The 22267-nt window shown below is 62.2% G+C and carries 15 protein-coding genes; 6 read left to right on the top strand and 9 right to left on the bottom strand.

Annotated elements, in window-relative coordinates:
* Nucleotides 1-175: 175 nt before the first annotated feature.
* The 6 genes from CTP10_RS31565 to CTP10_RS31535 all read right to left on the bottom strand — a co-directional run bounded on the left by CTP10_RS31565 (nt 176) and on the right by CTP10_RS31535 (nt 7266).
* The gene (locus CTP10_RS31565; RefSeq protein ID WP_116323806.1) at nt 176-1153 is read right to left on the bottom strand and encodes a Bug family tripartite tricarboxylate transporter substrate binding protein; all 978 of its coding nucleotides are present in this window, start codon (nt 1151-1153) and stop codon (nt 176-178) included.
* A 102-nt stretch (nt 1154-1255) separates the two neighbouring features.
* Complete coding sequence (locus tag CTP10_RS31560; protein ID WP_116323807.1) at nt 1256-2020, bottom strand: SDR family NAD(P)-dependent oxidoreductase; 765 nt, start codon at nt 2018-2020, stop codon at nt 1256-1258.
* Nucleotides 2021-2170: 150 nt separating this feature from the next.
* Entirely contained in the window at nt 2171-3337 is a 1167-nt protein-coding gene (locus tag CTP10_RS31555) for an acyl-CoA dehydrogenase family protein (RefSeq protein ID WP_116323808.1), read from the bottom strand.
* A 249-nt stretch (nt 3338-3586) separates the two neighbouring features.
* Nucleotides 3587-4717, bottom strand: coding sequence for an acyl-CoA dehydrogenase family protein (locus tag CTP10_RS31545; protein WP_116323809.1), 1131 nt, complete (start codon nt 4715-4717; stop codon nt 3587-3589).
* Between the two features lie 49 nt (nt 4718-4766).
* Nucleotides 4767-6356 (bottom strand): AMP-binding protein, encoded by a 1590-nt coding sequence (locus tag CTP10_RS31540; protein ID WP_116323810.1) that lies wholly within the window; start codon nt 6354-6356, stop codon nt 4767-4769.
* A gap of 79 nt (nt 6357-6435) precedes the next feature.
* Nucleotides 6436-7266, bottom strand: a complete 831-nt coding sequence (locus tag CTP10_RS31535) for an IclR family transcriptional regulator (RefSeq protein WP_116323811.1) — start codon at nt 7264-7266, stop codon at nt 6436-6438.
* 89 nt (nt 7267-7355) lie between these two features.
* On the opposite strand from CTP10_RS31535, the gene CTP10_RS31530 reads away from it, so the two are divergent.
* The 4 genes from CTP10_RS31530 to CTP10_RS31515 all read left to right on the top strand — a co-directional run bounded on the left by CTP10_RS31530 (nt 7356) and on the right by CTP10_RS31515 (nt 12264).
* Nucleotides 7356-8567, top strand: a complete 1212-nt coding sequence (locus tag CTP10_RS31530; RefSeq protein ID WP_116323812.1) for an acetyl-CoA C-acetyltransferase — start codon at nt 7356-7358, stop codon at nt 8565-8567.
* Nucleotides 8568-8630: 63 nt separating this feature from the next.
* Nucleotides 8631-10775, top strand: a complete 2145-nt coding sequence (locus tag CTP10_RS31525) for a 3-hydroxyacyl-CoA dehydrogenase NAD-binding domain-containing protein (protein WP_116323813.1) — start codon at nt 8631-8633, stop codon at nt 10773-10775.
* 29 nt (nt 10776-10804) lie between these two features.
* Nucleotides 10805-11782, top strand: a complete 978-nt coding sequence (locus CTP10_RS31520) for a Bug family tripartite tricarboxylate transporter substrate binding protein (RefSeq protein WP_116323814.1) — start codon at nt 10805-10807, stop codon at nt 11780-11782.
* A gap of 110 nt (nt 11783-11892) precedes the next feature.
* Nucleotides 11893-12264 carry an enoyl-CoA hydratase-related protein gene (locus CTP10_RS31515; RefSeq protein ID WP_116323820.1) on the top strand — a complete coding sequence of 124 codons (372 nt, stop codon included), beginning with the start codon at nt 11893-11895 and terminating at the stop codon, nt 12262-12264.
* A gap of 249 nt (nt 12265-12513) precedes the next feature.
* Here CTP10_RS31515 and CTP10_RS31510 read toward each other — a convergent pair whose 3' ends face one another.
* The 3 genes from CTP10_RS31510 to CTP10_RS31500 form a co-directional block, all read right to left on the bottom strand.
* Complete coding sequence (locus CTP10_RS31510) at nt 12514-13770, bottom strand: patatin-like phospholipase family protein (protein ID WP_233528473.1); 1257 nt, start codon at nt 13768-13770, stop codon at nt 12514-12516.
* Between the two features lie 278 nt (nt 13771-14048).
* On the bottom strand, nt 14049-15023 hold the full coding sequence (locus CTP10_RS31505) for a Bug family tripartite tricarboxylate transporter substrate binding protein (protein ID WP_233528474.1): 975 nt from the start codon (nt 15021-15023) through the stop codon (nt 14049-14051).
* Between the two features lie 269 nt (nt 15024-15292).
* Complete coding sequence (locus CTP10_RS31500) at nt 15293-20425, bottom strand: trifunctional serine/threonine-protein kinase/ATP-binding protein/sensor histidine kinase (protein WP_116323817.1); 5133 nt, start codon at nt 20423-20425, stop codon at nt 15293-15295.
* A gap of 223 nt (nt 20426-20648) precedes the next feature.
* On the opposite strand from CTP10_RS31500, the gene CTP10_RS31495 reads away from it, so the two are divergent.
* Complete coding sequence (locus tag CTP10_RS31495) at nt 20649-21026, top strand: response regulator transcription factor (RefSeq protein WP_116323818.1); 378 nt, start codon at nt 20649-20651, stop codon at nt 21024-21026.
* 461 nt (nt 21027-21487) lie between these two features.
* Nucleotides 21488-22174, top strand: a complete 687-nt coding sequence (locus tag CTP10_RS31490; protein WP_116323819.1) for a hydrolase — start codon at nt 21488-21490, stop codon at nt 22172-22174.
* Nucleotides 22175-22267: the final 93 nt, after the last annotated feature.

The raw sequence follows: 22267 nt of genomic DNA, 5'->3' as shown, positions 1-22267 counted from the left end.
TCACGGGTGCGTACTCGGCAACCTTTCTTGGTAAATCGCCAAGGCGTGCGGAGTCCAGATAATCCAGGCTCAGGTTCACCGTGACCGCGCTTTTCGAGCCCCCGGATTCCAGTACCTACGTAGGAACCGATGCAGCACCGTGCGGCTAGCGGCGCGTGGTGTCACTCACGCCAGCCTAGTCAAGACTCAGATTCGAATGACGGACGATCTGGCCCCAAAGTCGCTGCTCGCTGTCGACGAAGGCAGCGAACTTCGCCTGCGGCTGCCCTCCCGGGAGGCTTCCCATCTCCCTGATCTTCGCCACGACTTCCGGATCGCGCATGGCCTTGATCAGGCTGTCCTGCAGCTTGGCGACAATGGCCGGCGGGGTCTTAGCGGAGACGAAGAATCCGGCCCAGCCCGTCACCACGAAGTCATTGACGCCTGCTTGCGCCATGGTGGGCACCTCCGGCAGGCTGGCAACGCGTTCCGCGCTGGTAACTGCCAGGGCGCGCAGTTTCCCAGAGCGTATTTGCGGCAGCGCTTGCGTGAGGTTGTCGAACATGAAGGTGGTTTCACCGGAGACCAGCGAGGTGGTCGCGGGAACCGAGCCGCGGTAAGGCACGTGAATGGCCTTGGTGCCGGTGCGCATCCCAAACATTTCACCGCTCAGGTGCGTGGTTTGCCCGATGCCGGCGGAGGGGAAGCTAAGCTGCCCCGGCCGGCTCTTGAGTTCCGCGACTAGCTCCGCGACCGTCCTGATCGGGGACTGCGCGTTGACCACCAGTACATTCGGGAACACGATCAGATCGGTGAGCGGAATAAAGTCCGCGGGGCGATAGGGCAGTTGCTTGTAGGCGCTGTAGTTGATAGCGTGGGAACCGGTATTCCCCGCCACCAGGGTGTAGCCGTCTGCTGGCGCCCGAAGCAGTGCCTGCACGCCGATAATGCCACCGCTTCCGGGGCGATTGTCGATGATGACAGGCTGGCCCAGCAGGCCAGTAAGCTTCTGTGCCATGAGGCGGGCCGGAATGTCGATGGTGCCCCCCGGCGCTCCCGGAACGATGATGGTGATCGCCCGCTCCGGCCAGGCTGCCGCAGCCGGCGTCGTGACGGCGGCCGAGAATGCAGCCACCAGCGACAATCCCGCCTTGATCAATAGCTTGAAACGCATGGTTTTTCTCCTCCACGTAGTGGTGTCGCGCCAGTGGGCCGGCCGGATCATTCCGGCTCTTGCAGTCCCACTGCGCAAATTTGTGTGCGCCCAGCGCGGTCGTTAGCGCGCGGCCATCCGGATGGCACCGTCAAGGCGAATGGTTTCGCCGTTGATCATCGGATTTTCAAGGATGTGCAGCGCCGTCGAAGCAAACTCGTCCGGTTTGCCCAGGCGTGCCGGATGCGGAACGGAAGCGCTCAGCGCGGCTCGCACAGTCTCCGGCAGGCGATCCAGGATGGGAGTATCGAACACGCCCGGCGCGATGGTGCTGACGCGGATCAGGCGCTGGGCCAGGTCGCGCGCAGCCACAAGCGTCATGCCGACCACGCCGGCCTTGGCGGAGGCGTAGGGAATCTGGCCAATCTGACCCTCGTAGGCAGCCACCGAGGCGGTGAGCACGCAGGCACCGCGCTCACCGTCGACGGGCTCGTTCTTTGCCATGCGTGCCGCCGCCAGCCGCAGCGAGTTGAAGGTGCCGATCAGGTTGATCCGTACGATCGATTCGTATTTCTCGATCGATCCCGGTGTTCCGTCCTTCTCGACCAGCCGCACGGTACCGCCCAATCCCGCGCAGTGGACCAGCGCGCGCAGCGAGCCAAGCGATTCGGCCGTGTCGTAGACACGGCCCATCTGCTCCGTATCGCAGACGTCCGCCTGCACGAATCTCGCCTTGTCGCCAAGTACCTGCATGGCGGCGGCACCCCGCTCTGCCGACAGGTCGGCGATGACCACGGCGACGCCTCGTTCGAGCAAGCGGCGGGCGGTGGCAAGTCCCAGGCCAGAGGCGCCCCCGGTAACCACGGCAGACATGTTTTCAAGCTTCATCTTGGTTCTCCTATCCTTCTTGGTGTATCACCCTGGATCGACTGTCGCGATCCGGGTCAACGCCGCGCAATGGTTGCGGCGTGCGGTCATGCGCCCAGGCGCGTAGCGGAGGCGGCAGCGGCCGCCAGCGGTAGGCGATTGCGCGTCGATTCAGTACGATTTCGGCAGGCCCAGCACGCGCTCGGCGATAAAGCACATGATCAGTTGCGGGCTGACCGGCGCGATACGCGGGATATACGACTCGCGCAGCAATCGTTCGACCCGGTACTCGCGCGAGTAGCCCATGCCGCCCAGCGTCAGGATGGCGGTCTGGCAAGCGTTGTGCCCTGCTTCCGCAGCAAGGTATTTGGCGGTGTTGGCCTCGGCGCCGCAAGGCTCGCCGGCGTCGTACAGCGCGGCAGCCTTGAGCATCATGAGGTTGGCCGCCTCGAGCTGCATCCATGCCTGCGCCAGCGGATGCTGCACCCCCTGGTTCATGCCGATCGGACGGCCGAACACGACGCGCTCCTTGGCATATTGCGTGGCGATGGCCAGCGCCGCGCGGCCGAGGCCGACGGCCTCGGAAGCGATCAGGATGCGCTCCGGATTAAGCCCGTGCAGGATGTACTCGAAGCCGCGCCCCTCCTCCCCGATGCGGTCTTCCTCGGGAATGAACAGGTCGTCGATGAACAGCATGTTGGTGTCGACGGCAGCGCGGCCCATCTTGTCGATCTCGCGGATCTCGATCTTGCTGCGATCTATCCTGGTGTAGAACAGCGACAGCCCGTCGGTGGGCTTCTTCACCGATTCCAGCGTCTGCGTGCGCGCCAGCAGCAGCATGCGGTCCGCCACCTGTGCGGTCGATATCCAGATCTTTCGGCCGCTCACCGAATAGCCGCCCGGCACCTTCCGGGCAAAGGTCTTGAGCTTGGATGTGTCGAGCCCCGCATCGGGCTCGGTCACGCCGAAACAAGCTTTTTCCTGGCCGGCGATCAGGGGCGGCAGGTAACGGCGCTTCTGTTCATCGGTAGCGAACACCACCACCGGATTCAGGCCGAACACGTTCATGTGCACTGCCGAGGCGCCGGTCATGCCCGCGCCCGACTGCGAGATGGTCTGCGTCACCAGCGCGGCCTCCAGAATGCCCAGGCCGGCGCCGCCATACGCTTCCGGCATCGCTACGCCAAGCCACCCGCCTTCGCACAGTGCCTTGTAGAACTCATGCGGATAAGTGCCGGACTTGTCGAGCCGGTCCCAGTACTCCATGTCGAACTGCGAGCAGACCGCCTGGACTGCCTCGACGATGGACTTCTGCTCTTCGGAAAATTGGAAATTCATTTCTGATCCTTGCTCAGATTGTGGAATCGGACCGGGTGCCACAGCTTTCCATCGAACCGCGGTGCCGGCCTTGCCTGAAGCTGGCCATCCTCTTCAACGTAAATGCCGCGTGCGACGTTGTGCGGATGCCTGGCTGCGTCATCCGGACTGAGCAACGGGGCGAAGCAGACATCAATACTTTCCAGCAATGCACACTCGCAGAGCCGGCCGCCGCTGCTCCCGTCTGACCAGCGACCGGGTTCTCCCCGCTCACAGGCTGCGGCCGATGATCTCCTTCATGATCTCCGACGTACCGCCATAGATCCGCTGTACGCGGCTGTCCACGAATGCCCGTGCGATGCCATACTCGCGCATGAAACCGTAGCCGCCGTGCAGCTGCAGCAGTTCATCGACTGCCTGCCCTTGCGCTTCCGTGGCATAGAGCTTGGCCATGGCAGCCATTTCGCTGGTGAGCTCTTTCTTGAAATGCAGTGCGATGCAGTGATCGATGAAGACACGGCAGGCGACGGTCTTCGCCTTGATTTCCGCCAGCTTGAAGCGCGTGTTCTGCAGGTCGAACACCGGCTGGCCGAAGGCCTTGCGGCTCTTGGTGTATGCAATGGTTTCTTCCAACATGGTTTCCATCACCACCGGGCTACGCACCGAGACCATCAACCGTTCCTGCGCGAGTTGGTGCATCAGGTAGCCGAAACCCTTGCCTTCCTCGCCCAGCAGGTTGGCGGCAGGCACGCGCACTTCATCAAAGAACAGCTCGGACGTGTCCTGCGCCTTCAGGCCGATCTTCTCCAGCAGCGGGCCCTTGGTGAAGCCGGGCGTGCCGGCTTCCACCACGATCAGGCTGATGCCGCGCGTGCCGGCGGCGGGATCGGTCTTGCACGCCACGATCACCAGGTCTGAATTGGCGCCGTTGGTGATAAAGGTCTTCTGCCCGTTGATGACGTAGCTGTCACCGTCGCGCCGCGCGGTGGTGCGCAGCGATTTCAGGTCGCTGCCGATGCCCGGTTCGGTCATGGCGATCGCGCCAATCTTTTCGCCGCGGGCCATCGGCGGCAGCCAGCGCTCCTTCTGCGCCTCGGTGCCGTAAGCGAGGATGTACGGCGCCACAATGTCGGAGTGCAGCGGAAAGCCCGGGCCGGTGGCCAGCACGCGCATCAGCTCTTCGATCACGACAATGGAATGTCCGAAGTCGCCACCACCGCCACCGTACTGCTCCGGGATGGCGCACAGCAGCAGGCCTTCGCGGCCCGCCTTGAGCCAGGTTTCGCGCGGCACGCAGCCGACCTTTTCCCATTCGTGGTGGTAGGGCGCGATCTCGCGCTGGACGAATTTGCGTACCTGGTCGCGGAACTGTTCGTGATCTTCACGGAGGGCTGTTCGCATGGGGATGTCTCCTTTGGATGGTGCTTGTCTGGGTTGCCAGGCGTGCGGCTCAGCTGGCGGCCGCGGCCGGGCTTTCTGCAGCCGCTGCAGCAGCGGCTGCGTACTGGTTGATGAGCAGCCGCTTGTAGAGCTTTCCGTTTTCAAGCCGCGGCAGCGCCTTGACGAAATCCACGCTGCGTGGGCATTTCACGTGCGAGATGTGCTGGCGGCAGAAGTTCAGAATCGCCTCCGCCAGTTCCGGCGTGGGCTGCTGTGCTGACTGCAGTTCGACCACCGCCTTGACTGCTTCGCCGAACTCCGGATGCGGCACGCCGATGACCGCGACATCCGCCACGCCGGGATAGGTGGCAAGAAGGTTTTCAATTTCCTGCGGGTAGATGTTTACGCCGCCGGACAGGATCAGGTCAGTGCGGCGCCCGGAGAGATAAAGAAAGCCGTCCTCGTCCACGTGGCCGATATCGCCGAAGGTCGCGCAGCCATGCGCATCGTAGGCGTCGGCGGTCTTTTGCGGATCGTTGTGGTAGGCAAAGCGCGGCGCGCCCGAGAACCATATGCGGCCCTGCTGCCCTGCTGGCAGCTCCCGGCCCGCCTCGTCCTTGATGTGGATCGTGCCCAGCAGCGCGCGCCCTACCGTGCCCGGCCTGCGCAGCCACTGCTCGCTGTCGACGCCGGTCAGGCCAATGCCCTCTGAGCCGCCGTAGTACTCGAACCAGACCTTGCCCCACCAGTCGATCATGCGCTGCTTGACGTCGGGCGGGCACGGCGCGGCGGCATGGATCGCCACGCGCATGCTCGACAGGTCGGCCTGCGCACGCACGGCGTCGGGCAGTGCCAGCAGGCGGATCATCATGGTCGGCACCCATTGGCTGTGCGTGACGCGGTGCTGCGCGATCAGCCGCAGGGCCTGTTCGGCGTCGAAGCGGCTTGACACGATGTTCTCGCCACCCCAGTCGATATTGCGCATCACGCTGCGCATGGGCGCCGCATGATAAAGCGGTGCCATGGTCAGGTAGACGGTGTCACGGCCAAACTTGAAGAATTCGCGCCAGACCACGGCGTCATAGGCGTCGCGCAAGCGGTCGGCGAACGGCACCAGCGGGCGCCGGATGCCCTTGGGCTTGCCGGTTGTGCCGGAGGAGTATAGGAAGTCGCGTCCCACCGCGCGCTCGGGCAGGGGCGTGCCGGTGTCATAATCCGCAAGAGCTTGAGCAAAGGGCAGGAAGCCGGGCGCTTCGCCGTCGAGCAGGTACTTGTCGCCGGTCCAGTCCTCGCCGATGGCGGCGGCCAGTTCCACGGTCTTGCGCGTCGCGACCAGCAGCCTGGCACCGCAATCGCGCAAGATATATTCCACTTCCGAAGGATTCAGGTGCACGCTTACAGGCGTGTAGTAGAGTCCCGCACGCCGTGCGCCCCAGGCCAGGGCGAACATGGCCGGGTGGTTTTCCATCAGCAGCGCGATCCCCTCGCCCTCCTTCAAGCCAGCACCGATCAGCCATTGCGCGACCAGGTTGGCGTGCGCATCGAGTTCACCGTAGGTCAGGTTCAATGTCGCCTGCCCATCGGTCAGCCGTACGGCGGCTTTGTCGGGTTGAACCTGCGCCCAATGGGCAAGCCGGTCCACGGTCTGTAGTGTCTCCATTGTCTCCTCTCTCCTCTGGTCCGGCCCTGCTCGTTTGCGCGGACCCGGATCTCCGTTACGTCAACCCGTCACAGCCAGATCAGCCATAGCTGGCTGGGGGAATGCCCAGCGCGGCCTCAATGCTGCGCACCATCGTGGCCAGGCGCGGACCCACGTCCTCCTCCAACTGGCCCGGCCGCAATTCGAAGCTCGGCACGGTGCAGGCGAACACGTAAATCTCGTCCGGCACGTTGGACCGCACCGGCACGGCGACGGCATCGAGTTGGTGATGCAGGTCACCGTGGCTGATGCAAAAGCCGCGTTCGGCCAGGTTCTTACGCGCTTCCGACATGCGATCGGCCAGCCAGGCGCCGTGCTCGGGATCGCTTGCGCGCATCGCCTCGACATAGCGCTCCCGTTGTTCGGGGGGCAGTGCCGCAAGGTAGGCCCGTCCCTTTGCCGTGCGCGACAGCGAGATATGGCTGCCCATCGCCGGCCGCACGGTCTCGCATTCCTTGGCCTGGGCCAGTTCGATAAAGACCAGGTCCAGGCCCGCGCCCAGTCCCAGCGAAACCTGGCCCCGCACGCGATCGGCCAGGGCCTGCATTGGGCCGAAAGCCAGCTGGCGGATACGCACCCGCGCCAGCAGCGGCGAAGCCAGGCGCGCCAGCCCGGGTGCCGGCTGAAAACGGCCGGTCAGTTCGTCGTAGCGCAGCAGGCCGGCCTCGCACAGCGTCGAGGCCAGGCGGAACAGCGTCGGCCTCGGCAGGCCGGTAGCGGCCATCAGGTCCCGGGCGTTCAACTCCGGCGTCGCGGTGGTGAAGGCCTGGAGGATCTGGATGCCGCGCGCCAGCGCACTGCCTGCGGCAGTTGCGCCACTTTCGGCTTGCAACTCGGATGGAAGCTCTTGAATTTGAGATTCACGTTTCATTTTATATCTCCGTTTCACAAATTATGGACACATGATTTGACTTGCGCAACTATTTTCGAGACACTCATCTCACTTTTTGAGGAGACGCGATGACTGAAGCATTCATCTATGACGCCGTACGCACCCCGCGCGGCAAGGGCAAGCCCGGCGCCGGCGCGCTGTATGAGGTTAAGCCGATTGATCTTGTCGTCACATTGCTGGAAGCGCTGCGCCAGCGCCACGACCTGGATCCAGCGCGCGTGGATGATCTCATCATGGGCATCAGCTCCGCGGTCGGTGACCAAGGCTCCTGCCTGCCCCGCATCGCTGCCCTGTGCGCGCCAGGCGGCTGGACGCAGGTGCCCGGCATGGCACTGCAGCGTTTCTGCGGCGCCGGCCTGGAAGCGATCAATATTGCCGCGGAGAAAGTCCGCTCTGGCTGGCACGACCTGATTGCCGCCGGCGGCGTTGAGTCGATGTCGCGCCTGGGCCTCGGCGCCTCCGGTGGTGCATGGATCTATGACCCGGCCACCAGCCTGAAGATCGCTTATGTGCCGCAGGGGTTCAGCGCCGACATGGTTGCCGCGCTGCATGGCTTTGGCCGCGAACAGCTGGACAGCTATGCGCTGCGCTCGCAGGAACTGGCCGCGGCTGCCCGCCGCGAAGGGAAGTTCTCGCGCTCGCTGGTACCGGTGCGCGATGCCAGCGGGCTGGTGATGCTGGACCACGACGAATACATTCGCGAGGAAACCACGTCGGCGTCGCTGGCGTCGCTCAAGCCGGCCTTTGGCGGCGCGGCTGGCGCAGCCAACGCCGTGGTAGCCCGCCAGCGCTATCCCGAACTCGACCATATCGATGCCGTGCACACCGCCGGCAACTCCTCGGGGATCGTCGATGGTGCCGGCCTGGTGCTGGTCGGCAGCGAGCGCATCGGGCAGGAGCTTGGCCTGCGCCCGCGCGCGCGCATCCTGGGTACGGGCCTGGCGTCGGTCGAAGCCACGCTGATGCTGACCGGCCCGGTGCCGGCCACGCAAAAGGCGCTGGCCAAGGCCGGCCTGCGTGCCGACCAGATCGACCTGTTCGAGGTCAACGAAGCCTTTGCCGCCGTACCGCTGCATTTTGCCAAGACGCTCGGCGTGCCGCTGGAGAAGATCAACGTCAACGGCGGCTCCATCGCCATGGGCCATCCGATCGGCGCCACCGGCGCGATCATCGTCGGCACCCTGCTCGATGAACTGGAACGCCGGCAGCAACGCTACGGCGTGGCCACGCTGTGCGTGGCTGGCGGCATGGGCGTGGCCACGGTCATCGAACGCCTCTGAGCCCCCTTAGATATCCAGAACCACGCGCGCGGCGCGATCAGCCCGCCCTGCCGGAGACCCCAGATGCAAGCCCCGATCCAGTACCACAAGTCCGCCGACGGCATCGTCACCCTCACTTTCGACGCGCCGGAACAAAGCGTCAACACCATGTCCGACGCCATGCGGCAGTGTTTTGCCGACATGGTGACCCGCCTGCAAGCAGAGAAAGACGATATCGCCGGCGTCATCCTGACGTCCGCCAAGGAGACCTTCTTCGCCGGCGGCGACCTGAACCGCCTCTACAAGATGCAGCCCGCCGATGCGCAGCGGCTGTTCGAAGCCACTGAGCTCGGCAAAAACACGCTGCGCCGGCTCGAAACGCTGGGCAAGCCGGTGGTGGCCGCGCTCAATGGCACCGCGCTGGGCGGTGGTTTCGAGATCGCGCTGGCCTGCCACCATCGCATCGCGCTGGACAAGCCCAAGGTCCAGTTCGGCCTGCCCGAAGCGACGCTGGGCCTGATGCCCGGCGCCGGCGGCGTGGTACGCATGACCCGCCTGGTCGGCCTGGCTGCCAGCCAGCCGTATCTGCAGGACAGCAAGCTGATGTCCCCTGCCGAGGCAGTCAAGAGCGGGCTGGTTCACGCGCTGGCCGACTCGAAGCAGGCGCTGCTTGACGCCGCGTGCGCCTGGATCATCGGCCACCCCGCGAGCACCCAGCCCTGGGACGTCAAGGGCTACGTGCCGCCGGGCGGCTGGAACGATGCGGACGGCCCCAAACGCTGGATTTCCACCGCCGCTGCCGCGGTACGAGCCAGGACCAAGGGGTGTTACCCGGCGCCGGAAGCGATCCTGTGCGCCTCGGTCGAAGGCATGCAGGTTGACTTCGACACCGCCAGCCGCATCGAATCGCGCTACTTCGTGCAGCTCGTTACCGGCAAGGTATCCAAGAACATCCTGCGCACCTTCTGGTTCCGTGCCAACGAGATCAAGTCGGGCGCGCAACGTCCGCAAGGCGTGGCCAAAGGCAAGGTCGGCACGCTGGCCGTGCTCGGCGCGGGCATGATGGGCAAGGGCATCGCCTATGCGGCCGCCGCGCGCGGTGTCGATGTGTGGGTCAAGGACGCCACCCTGGCGCAGGCAGCCGGCGCGCGCGATGCCGCCGACAAGCTGCTCGCCAAACGCGAAGAGAAGGGTGAGATCGATGCCGACCGCCGCCGCGAGATCGTGGAGCGCATCCATCCGGTGGAACGCTACGAAGACCTCGCCCACGTCGACCTGGTGATCGAAGCCGTGCCCGAGAACCCCGCACTGAAGGCCGAGATCACAAAATCCGCCGAGCCGCTGCTGGCCGACGGCGCGTTCTGGGCCTCGAACACGTCCACGCTGCCGATCACCGGTCTGGCCAAGGCATCGGGGCGCCCGGACCGCTTCATCGGCATGCATTTCTTCTCGCCGGTGCATCGCATGCAGCTGGTGGAAGTGATCAAGGGCGAGCAGACCTCGAAGGAGACGCTGGCCCGGGCACTGGACTTCGTCATTCAGCTCGGCAAGACCCCGATCGTCGTCAACGACAGCCGGGGCTTCTTTACCAGCCGTGTGTTCAGCACCTTCACGCGCGAGGGCGTGGCGATGCTGGGTGAAGGCCAGGACCCGGCCGCAATCGAGGCGGCGGCCGCATTTGCCGGTTTTCCCGTGGGACCGCTCGCGGTACTGGACGAAGTCAGCCTGAGTCTGTCCTATAACAACCGGCTTGAGACGCTCGCAGCGCATGCCGCCGAGGGCCGCCCCCTGCCGGCGCACCCAGCCGATGCGGTCATGAAGCGCATGCTCGACGAGTTCGGCCGCAAGGGCCGCGCCGCCGGCGGCGGCTTCTACGAGTACCCGGCAGAGGGCGGCAAGGTGTTCTGGAGCGGACTGGCGCGCCATTTCCTGCGCCCCGACGAGCAGTTCCCGCAGCAGGACAAGCAGGACCGGCTGCTGTTCTCCATGGCGCTGGAATCGGTGCGCATCCTGGAGGAAGGCGTGCTCGACAGCGCGGGCGACGGCGACATCGGCTCGGTGCTTGGCATCGGCTTTCCGCGCTGGACTGGCGGCGTGTTCCAGTTCCTCAACCAGTACGGGTTGGACAGGGCGGTGGCGCGCGCCACGTACCTGGCCGAACGCTATGGCGAGCGCTTCGCGCCCCCGCCACTGCTGCAGGACAAGGCAGCCCGCGGCGAACAGTTCTGACCTTACTAGAGCATTGAAAGGAGACAACCATGCAACCCTCTAAGACGCTCGCCACTGTCCTTGTTGCAGCATCTTTCGCCGGCGCCGCCACCTCCGCCCTTGCCGCGGACTTCCCAAGCCGGCCGATCCGGCTGGTAGTGCCCTACGCTGCCGGCGGCACCATCGACCTGATGGCGCGCATGCTGGGACCGAAGCTGCACGCCGCGCTGGGCCAGCCGGTGGTCGTGGAAAACCGCCCCGGCGGCGGCACCACGATCGGCGCCACTGCCGTGGCGCGGGCCGAAGCCGACGGCTACACGCTGTTCCTCGGCTCTAATGCGGCCTTCACCATTAGCCCGCAGGTGATGCCGAACGTGCAGTATGACCCGCTGCGCAGCTTCGCGGCAATCGGCACGCTGGCGTCGTTTCCGAACCTGATCCTGGTCGCCCCGCAGTCGCCGTACAAGACGGTGGCGGATGTGGTGCAGGCCGCGCGCAAGTCGCCGGGCAAGATCAGCTACGCATCGTTCGGCGTCGGCAGCACAGCGCAGTTGTCTGGCGAGGCGATCAAGGTCGCCTCCGGCGCCGACATCATCGAGGTGCCCTACAAGAGCGGCGCGCAGTGCGTGCAGGCGCTGCTTTCTGGCGAAGTCACGTTTGCCTTCGACACGGCCATCGGTTCGGTGCAGCGCGTGAAGTCGGGCCAGCTGCGCGCGCTGGCGGTCACGTCGTCGAGCCGCCTGCCCGACCTGCCGCAGGTGCCCGGCATCACCGAAGCGGGCTATCCGTCGGCCGACGTGATTGCCTGGGTGGGCCTGTTCGCGCCGGCAGCCACGCCGCCCGCCGCACGCACCGTGCTGAGCGACGCGGTGCGCAAGCTGATGAGCGATCCGGAGGTAAAGCGCCAGTTCGCCAATCTGGGGGTGCAGGCCAGCTACCTGGATGGCGATGCCACCATGCAGAAGATGCGCAGCGAATACGTGCGCTTCGGCAAGCTGGTGGAGCAGGCCAGGATCCGCGCCAATTGAGCGAACCGGCCAATGCACTGACCCTTAGTCTTGCCTAAAGCGATAGATCGCTGAGTTCTGCCTGTCACGGAACTCAGCCCTGACGCTTTCGCCTTGCCTCCGAAATGACGATGAGCTACACGACCCTCTCCCTCGCCCGCGAAGGCCACCTCACACGCGTCACCCTGAATCGTCCCGACGTCCGTAACGCCTTCAACGATATCCTGATCGCCGAGCTGACCAGCGCTTTCAACACCTTGTCTGAAGCCGAGGACATTCGCGTCGTTGTCCTGGCAGCCAATGGCACCGCGTTCTGCGCAGGCGCCGACCTGAACTGGATGAAGCGGATGGCAGGTTACTCGCGCGAAGAGAACTTCGACGACGCCAAGCAGGTTTCCACTACCAGTATCTCCATAAGCTGCGGCGATCCGATTGTTGACTTTCGGCAGCTGTGGAAGGTCGACTGGAAACACTACTTGAAGAGGCCGTTTATGAATCCTTAGGCGTCACGCTTTTCACCCTGACAGCATTGATCCAACAGAACAACAACGTCATCCCTTGGCATCATCCGCTTCAGTAGCATCCGCATCCAGAGATCCCACTGGTGCGTCATGCCAGAATTCGGCGCGCTGGCACTGGGGGACTACAGGCGTAGCGCCCGGAATCGAGCTGGGGCATCACACTGAGGGACTGAGGTTGGTCCACGGGCGGCTTGGCGGACATCACAAGCCGCGGCTAGGCATGCTGCGCGACTATCGCGGCGCAGTCGCTTCGCGCTCGAACTCGCGGATCACCGGATTCCCAAGGATGGCATCCCTTCCCGCTTCGATCAGACGGTCGACGTCCCTCTCGGGCAGGCGAAGCCTGGTCGGCAGCTCGTTCAGACTTGCAGCACGGTCATTGTCGAGGGCCTCAAACGAGATCCGCGTGACGAAGAACTCGACATCATTGCACTGCCAGCCCGGGCGGCGTGCAGCGATCTCCTGCTGCAGGGAATGCGGCATTCCACACCGATAGGCCACGAGGTCGTCGCGCCATTGCTGCATCATGGGAACGAATGCGTCATAGCTCATCCGAACGTTGGTCGCCATTGCCGCGTCGATGGCCGCGCTTGCGACTTCGATTCCGGATGGGCCAACCTGCCGTTGGTTCCAATCGCCGCGCGGGCCCTGCCCGGCGTCTACCACAATGAAAAGTAGCCGCCGCACACTGATCGCGTCGTTCTCGCTCATGGGACCGTAAGGCGTTCCCAACAGCACACGCGATTGCAGAATGGTGGCCAGGCCGTAGTTGTCGGTCACCCCGCCGTCGACAAGCTTGATGTACTTTCCTTTCGAAGTGTCCCGGTGACCGCGAACGGCGTTTGCCAACGCGCCAAGCAGCAGCGATCGCCCAGGCGCGTGGGCGTGGTCAAGGCTCGGCAGCGGCGCACTGCAAGCCTCGGGATGCTTCTGCAGGACGATCGGCGCGAAGAAGAGCGGGACCGCCATGGAAGCGGCGACAGCCTCGGAGACGGGAAAGCTTGAAAGATCACTGCATAACGCATCGAATGCCAATTGGCTGAACGGGAACGCGACCCGGTAGTAGACGTTCGTAGCGTTGATCCAGACGATTGGCTTGCCGCGGCGGAACATGTCGGCAAACGTCGCGCCCTTGAACACGTCCTCGTCGAGCCATGTCCGGAGATCTTCCCGATCGTTGAGCCCGCCGGCGAAGAGGCGCGCCAGGTTGATCGGATTCAGCAGACTGAAGCGAAGTCCCGCCTCGCCGTCCTTCAAGAGCACTGATCGAAAGGTCGTCAGGCTGCTCTTGCCATGCAGACCGTAGTACGCTGCGGTGATCGAGCCTCCTGACACGCTGCTGATAAATGCGACGTTGTCGAGCAGCGACGCGTCCGCAGGAGCTCTAATAACGTCGAGCCCCTGCAGCGCGCCGAACGCGAAGGCTGCGGCTCGCGTGCCACCGCCAGAAAACGACATGGCGACGGCTGTCGGGCCGACGACGTCCATGGGCTCGCGCAAGGGCGCGGTTGCACTGCCAGCCGCGGCCTGAGGCAGATTGCGCGGAGCATTGTGTGGAAGCGACCCGCAGGCGCTGAGTCCCGCAAGTAGAAGCAGCACCAGAGTGTGATAGCCCCCGCCGCAGCCGTGCCGAAGTCTCCCGTGCCCCCCGATGCGCCAAGGCAGACCGCGCTTGCGGCAACGAGCGGGGTCATGTCGAAATTTCCACATTTGACTAGATCAGTTCATTAGAGCTTCGAACGAGTGTACCGGCGAATGTGCTGCAACTAGTCCATAGCAAGGCCCCTGTCGGCAATCACCCTCGCCCAACGTTCGCGCTCGCTGTGAATAAAAGCCTTGAAAGACACCGCCCCCGCATAGAAGATCTTGAAACCAAGGCCGGAAACCGGCACTTTGAAGGACGCATCCGACAACACCATTTCCACTGCACGGTTCAGTTTCTGGATCCTTGCCTTCGGCGTTCCTTTAGGCGCGAGAATACCGTACCAGCCTTCCACTGACATGTTGCGCACACCAGCCTCGGCAAAGGTAGGAGTGTTTGGTGCGATAGTTAGCCTGGCTTCGCTCGCGACTGCCAAAGGTCGCAATTTTCCCGCCGCAACGTATCGAAGGCTATCCGGCCCAGCAAAGACAGCGTCCACGTCTCCACTCATCACAGCTGTCACTGCTTGGACGCCGCCGTGGTAAGGAACATGAGTAAGTTGAGTCCCCGTCGCCTGCGCTAGCAGTTCTGCTGCGAGGTGGCTGGTGTTCCCATATCCCGATGAAGCCATGGTAACCCCACCAGGAAACGCCTTGGCGTGATTGATCAACTCGGACACAGACGAGAACATCGACGTTCGTCGCGTGTAAAGAATTAAGGGCTGCTTGGCGAGTAGAGAAACGGGTTCGAAGCTTCTCACCGGATCATAGTCACTTGCCTTGCTCAGGAGCGGCCCGATCGCGTAGGCAGCAAGCACCAACACAAGCGTATACCCATCGTTCTTTGCGTTCGCCACATGTCGCAAGGCAATCTGGCCTCCTGCGCCCGGCTTGTACTGAATGACTACATGGGTACCCAGCACCTTTTGCAGTTCGGCGCTTAGCGGCCGGGCCAGCAGATCGGCTGGCCCGCCTGGAGGATATGGTACGACAATGGTGATGGGTCGATCGGGGTATGCCGCCCATATGGGCTGCGCGGAGAGAAACAAACAGGCCAACCCCGCAAGACCGAGTGAAGTCTTTCGGCGTTTGATGGGCAATGCCCCTGATCGAGAGTCCGAGGCATGGAACAAGCTCCGGATCCAATTGAAAGGAGCGAAAAGTTTAGGTCGCATACTGGCTCAGGAAAACAGCGAGGGAAAGCGGAAACGCAGATTCACTCTGCAAGATGGGGGAGCCGGGGGCTCCTCCTCAAATAGCCCTATTTTCCTGTCGACGCCGACTGGCGTTGCAGGAATCCGCCCGTTACACCACTTGCCATAGCCATACCGTCCCTCAATTGCTTCTATTGCTTGGAGTCAACGCATCGTCAAATCGTTCTTGCCTTGGGCAAGCTGAAGCGGAAGACCGTGCCCTGGGGTTGACGAGGTTCAGCCCATAGCTGGCCACCGTGACTTTCGACGATCGAAAGGCAGATTGCGAGCCCCATGCCCAAGCCTTCGGGTTTCGTCGTAAAGAACGCATCAAACAAGCGGCTCCTTGCATTTTCATCAAGCCCAACGCCACGGTCGGACACGGCCACCGTCACTCCGTCTGGGCTTGACACAGTCTGAACCGACAGTATTCGCTGCGGCATATCCTCAGCGCGCATTGCCTCCAAGCCATTCATGACCAAGTTCAGAATGACCTGTTGCAATTGCACCCGGTCCCCGGTGACATGGGGCAAGTCCGGGCTCAACGTGGTTTCAATGGTGCAGCAATGCCGGCTCGCTTCCCCGTCGATCAGACCAAGCGTTTGCATGATCACAGAATTGATGTCAAGGGTATTCCTCGGCCCAGAAGTCTTTCTCAACATTGACCGCATGCCTACGATGACGTCGCTGGCCCGCTGACCTTGAGCCACAATGGCTGTCAGTGCCTCGCCGACCTCGTTCAGATCGGGCACCTTTCTGTTCAGCCATCGAACTGCCGCATTGGCGTTAGCGACGACAGCAGCCAATGGCTGGCTTACTTCGTGGGCAATCGATGATGCAAGGGCACTCATTGTCATCACGCGTGAGACGTGAGCCAACTCGACTTGTGCGCGATGCAGTGCGTCGTCAGCCTGCTTCCTTTCCTCATAGAGGCGACTGTTCTCCAGTGCGGTGGCTGCCTGGAACGCTAAAAGCTTGATGATTTCCGTACGTGCCGGCACGAACACGCGGGGGGCGAGTTCGTTCTCAAGGTAAAGCACGCCCACCAACTTCGCTTGGTTCAACAACGGAAGGCATAAAATCGATCGAATCTTTCGTCGTTGGAAATATGGATCGCTTGCAGCCACAGTCGGGAGGAACGCGTCATCGAGCACGACGTGCTCCTGTCCTTGGATCACCTGGCAAATCAAGGACAGCGGGACATCGTCCGAACAGGGCGTTCGGCGCTCGTGATTTATCGCGATATCGCTGCCGGCCACCCGCGCCTCTGCTACGACGCGAAACTCGTCTTGCAAGGGCAGGAGTAGTACGCCGCGCGAAGCACCCGCTTGCTCAATGGCTGTACGAACCAGCATCTCGATCAGTCTGTCGAGACTGATTTCCCCGGACACTGTTTGGGATACCGCAATAACGGTAGAAAGATCCAGATGCTTGATCGGCGTGTCGATAGTCCCCGACAAGCGGACGGAGCGGGATTCATTTGCAATGCTCGGGTACAGGGCGTCGATCTGCCAAACCTTCGCGTCAGCACCCCAATAAGAGTAACAATGCCGCGCCTCGAGCAGATATCCGCGCGATGCCTTTTCGAGGCCGCTATGCAGGTAAAAGCGCGCAGCAATCTCATTGGCCATCGCGCGAACATGTACGAAGTCGTTGTCGCGAGCCGAGGCGATTGCCGACTCATAGCCATGCATTGCCTGGAGGCTTTGCCCTTCGAGACGAGCGATCTCCGCACCGACTAGTGCGGCACGACAGGCAAAGGTGCTCGGACACAGTTCGGCCCACGAAAGCAATTGACGGTGATGTTCCGCAACTTTCCGAAGCGAGTCCCCAGCGCGATTCTCTTCCCTTGATCCAACGCAGGCGGCTATCGCCAGGGCAGCATAAAAGTGATACTCGACCTGTTCAAAGTAGGCGGGCGACGTCCACATTAAGGCTTGCGCCTTGTGAGCACACTCGGCGGCCACGGCATAGTCGCCCGCCAAGTATCGGGCCTGCATTTTTCGAATCCAATACCAGCTCGTTGCCAGAAGCCTACCGATGTCACCCTGCAGATAGCTTTCGAAAGCCGCTTCGTCAAAGTCTTCGGAATCAAGAACGCCGAAAACGGGTGTTTCACCTCGTAGCATGCGCACCAGTTGCATGCGCGGGGCGATGCGGTCCCTGACGAGGTCATATCTATCACCCCAGGTCGCAATGCTGCCTTGCTCCATGGCTGCTTGCACGCTTGCCAGACTTTCACCCTGAGCCAGCCCGTGCGTGATGCGATTGCTATGGATGTAAGCGGCATAGGTAAAATTATGCGTGGCTTCCGTGACTTTCAACGCCTGATCCAGAACATCGCGCGCGACGTGAAGGGGCTGACTCCAGTGCAGGACATTGCCACCAACAATTTGGAAAACTCGGGCAGTGTACCGTTCGTTCCCGCTGCGCTCGGCCAAAGCAAGAGCGACACGCCCGAAAGCACAGGCAGCGGACGTTACCCCTGGCTTGGAGATTAGGAGCATGCTAAGCCAGCCATACACCATTGCCGATTCGTCGCTGTTGCCGTAGCGCAGGCTAAGATTGACCATGCGGAATATCACGAGCCGGCGAAGGTTGTCGTTCGAATGCCAGGCTGGCTGCATTAGGGCCACCAGCACGCGCATCGTACCGAGGACCTCTGGCTCGACCATGCAACGATGCTCACAGAGCTGCTCAATGGGCAGGGTACCGATCTGCCGCCACATCGCTTCCTCTTCCATTTTCACAACCTCGAGGGACGGTTGGCTAGACCAATGTACCCCAGCGCGACCAAGGTATTGAAGGCCAACGGATACTGCCTCTTCTCGGCGCCCGACCGTAAGCAGCAGTTCGAGCTGCAGTTGCGTGATGACCGCCAATTGCCGTAGCTCAGCAGCTGTTCGAGCCAAATGCGCAAGGCGTCTTTCTGCGGACTCCAATTGTCCAGTATGAAATTCACATTCCGCCAAATGCTGGGCAATGAGAAACGCTAAATCATGCCGACGCAACCGTGTCTCATCATCGAGATTCTCGGCCGCGGCGCCGAGATACTGATGTGCAGTAGGATAGGCCGATGCCATCTTCGCCCGAAGCGCAGCGGCTAAATTCAGTTCAGCCAAGCGCTCACGTTCAGATGGCGTTCTGACGAGCTTCGCGCCAAGATTGAATTGCTCGACGATAGTGAAGATGTTGTCGTCAAACTCCTCAGAGGGCACTTGGGCAGCGAGCTGGCGACCGATCCGAAGATGTAACTGAAGACGATCAGCTTCTGGAATGAGCGCGTACGCCGCCTCATGGATGCGATCATGCCGGAATTGCACTACATTCTCTCTTCGGGTGACCAGACCGGCCCGAATCGCATCCCATAGGCATGGCACTACGGCCCGTTCCTGATCAGACCAAACGCGATTCAAGTTTTCCAGGGTGGAATCGTTCCCAAAACATGCCAGAAGCTGCAGGGCCTTTTGCGTGTCAGAGCGCAGGCGGCCGATTCTACCTAACATGAGCTCGACGACGTTGTCCGTAAAGCCCTTCGAACGGATCTGCTCCAGGTCCCACGCCCACAGGCCGGCACCATGGTCCAATCCTAGCATTCCGTCTTCCACCAGTTCGGTAAGAAACTGAATCACGAAGAAGGGATTGCCTGCAGTTCGTTCTTTTACCAGGCGAGCAAGCGGTGCGCTCGCTTGCGTCGAGCAATGCAGCGTATCGGCCAACATCTGCCCAAGGCTCGCCACATCAAGATCGGCTAACTCAATCTCGCAAACACGGTGTCCATCATCGCGAAGCACTCCCGCGCTGACCATAAGCGGATGCCCTGCCACGACCTCATTCTCACGGTACGCGCAAACGACCAGCACCCCTGGAAGGCGGTGGTCCGCGATTAGGCGCTGGACGAACGTGATCGTTTCCTCGTCCAACCACTGAACGTCATCCAGAAAGATTGTCAGTGGCGCTGAGTACTGAGCCAGCACGGCTATCAACGCTTCAAGCGCCTCTCGGAGCCGGCGCGCCGCCTCCCCGGGTTGCAGATCGGAGATGGAGGGATAGCGGCCCAGCATCTGTTCTAACTGTGGAACAAGGGGCGCGAGCAAGGCGCCATCTGACGCCACAGCCTTTGCCAGCATTGTGCGCCAGATTGTCTGTTGCTCAACGGGCATCGAAACGAACCGTTGCAGTACGCCACCCAATGCGTGTGCCAAAGTCGCATAGGGAATGGTCTTTTCCCGCAACTCTGCCTTGCCTGATGCCAACAGGCTGCAGTCCTCGACCATAACCCGCCGCAGTTCGTTCACAACTGACGTTTTTCCAGCGCCAGAATAGCCGGACACCAGGACAAGCTCATTGCGGCCTGTCGCCCTTACCCGCCCCCACGCCTCGGAAAGCGCAGCAATTTCCTTTTCCCGTCCATACAGGCGATCCGGAAACGAAAGCCCTTCTGAAAGGTCGTACTGGCCAAGTTGGAACACTACGATAGACTCTGCTATGCGCCATTCACTTTGACAGCGTTGCAGATCTGCTTTGAGCCCCGCGGCGGTCTGATAACGCTCGTCCGGAGACTTGGCAAGCAACTTCATGACGAGATCCGACACCACCCGGGGTATGCCTGATATCCGCTCCGCCGGCGTCAAGGGCTGGCGTGCCAGATGGTAATGGACCCAGTCTTTCGGCGCGCTCGCGTTAAACGGCAGTTCGCCACACAGCATTTGGTAGAACGTGACGCCGATCGAGTAGAGGTCACTGCGCGTGTCGATCGCGCGGTTCATCCAACCCGTCTGCTCGGGCGACATGTATGCCAACGTCCCGACGATGTCGTTGACCGTTACGACCTCATGCACATCCCGTCGAACCAGCGAAGCATTGCCGAAGCCTGTGAGCCACACCTGCGTATGCCACGGCGCCACAAGGATATGCCCAGGCTTCAAATCTTTGTGAACAAGACCGCTTTGATGCAACTGGCCGACTGCGGTGGCAATTGCAATGGCGAGATCCAGAAAATCGCCAACATCCAGTGCCGTCCCCATAACACGGCTCAACGGCTCGCCGCCGGGGTCGGCCAGGAAGAGGGCCGCGCTACCGCTTGCGCGCTGAATTTCGACCGGCGACACCGCCCACGCGGCGTCGAGCAACTCGCGCAACTCGAATTCGTGCGCCAACTTGGAGAGCGTACCTGGACAAGGCTTCTCCGCTAAAGGCCGGACCATCAGGACCGATCGCTCGGTGCCCCTCGGCACATATCTTCCGAACGAACGGTCACCTTCTTCCCAGAACAAGTCAAAACCGCTTTCCGCGCCAGCGTAAAACATAAACGTAGAACTCCTAAGGCTTGCTGGTGGCGGAGCCGAAGGCCCCTTAGGTCACTTAAATGGCGGCGCTTGGAAGTTGCCGGCGGGCATTGTACCGGTGCCGCGTCGCTTGCCACGTACGACGAGACCATAAGGCGTTCGTATGAATGCCGTTGCGAGGTATGCTCATCGTAAGTGGTGGCAGCCCCGTCGGTCATCGCATTCATATTGAAGGGAGACCCGCGTGACTGTCCACACCATCGCAATCGTTGATGACGATGAATCGGTACTTCAGGCTATTGGCCGCCTCGTTCGCTCACTGGGCTACGAAGTCGAGCTATTCGCAAGTGGCCGCCAGCTCCTCGAAAGCGAAGGGCTTAGCCACATAAATTGCGTCATCACGGATGTCGAGATGCCGTGTATGGATGGCCTGGAACTTTCCCAATGCCTTCGGCGCATCGGGCATGCGGCCCCCATCATCTTTATCAGTGGCGTCGTGGACGCGGGTTATGAGGAGCGCGCACGTACGACTGTCAACGCGTGTTTTCTCAGCAAGCCCTTCGCAGAGCAAGATCTAATTGACTGCATCGAACTCGCACTCTATCCCCCTCCTCTTCGATAACTTCGAAACAAGCGTCAGTTCAGGCATTGCCGACGCCTTACCTTCTCGACTGAATGACGGCTTGGCTGCAAGGGCCAGTAGGCTGAGCCTGGTGGCCGCCCGCTTCCGGGCGTGATGGACTTTGGCGCTGGGCTGCACAGCTCCGGAGGCAGCGAACCGAAGCGACACTCATACCATCGTATTAGTTGACATGGCTTCAAGGCGGCCTCTCCACCGGAAGCGCACATGCGACCGCGAGCCAGTCAGGTGCGCATTCCGGCAGAGGAGATGGACCAATTTCGGTGCAATCGGGGTCGATGCGACTAATACCATCGTCCAATGGCGAACCGTGGGTGCTTCCTTTAGGCTTCCGACCGCGTTGCGCTGCCCTCGCCACTGGCAAGACAACTGCGGCATCGGCGCCGGTGCACGTCCCGGCCTGTTGCGTCCATCTCTAACTCCTTGTCCCGAGGATCGACACCATGTCCAACCCGAAGCTCGAAGTCCTGACCCCCCAAAACAGCCAGTTGATCATCATCGACCACCAGCCGCAGATGGCCTTCGGAGTGCAGTCGATGGACCGGCAGGCCATGAAGAACAACGTCGTCGGCCTGGCCAAGGCCGCGAAGATCTTCAATATCCCGACGACCATCACCACGGTCGAAAGCGAATCGTTCTCCGGTTTCACCTATCCCGAGCTGCTCGATGTCTTCCCGGAACAGAAGACACTGGAGCGCACCTCGATGAACTCGTGGGACGACCAGAAGGTCCGCGACGCGCTCAAGGCCAACGGCCGCAACAAGGTGATCGTCGCCGGCCTGTGGACCGAGGTCTGCAACACCACCTTCGCGCTGTGCGCGATGCTGGAAGGCAACTACGAGATCTACATGGTGGCCGATGCCTCTGGCGGCACCAGCAAGGACGCGCACGACTATGCCATGCAGCGCATGGTACAGGCCGGCGCGGTGCCGGTGACCTGGCAGCAGGTGCTGCTGGAATGGCAGCGCGACTGGGCCCACCGCGACACGTATGACGCCGTGATGAAACTGGTCAAGGAACATTCCGGCGCCTATGGCATGGGCGTCGACTACGCGTACACCATGGTGCACAAGGCGGCGCAGCGTACCGCCACGCCGCACGAGTCGGTGGCGCCGGTACCGGCTCGCTGATCGTTGCATCGGCCGGCCGCGGCTTGCCAGCGGCCCAGTTGGCCAATGGCACGACGCTCACAATCTGTCCCGACGCGGACGGAAAGGAGCGGT

The sequence above is a fragment of the Cupriavidus sp. P-10 genome (assembly GCF_003402535.2).
Lineage (GTDB): Bacteria > Pseudomonadota > Gammaproteobacteria > Burkholderiales > Burkholderiaceae > Cupriavidus.
The sequence above is the reverse complement of the archived record's forward strand: the minus strand, read 5'-3'. Positions and strand labels throughout refer to the sequence as shown.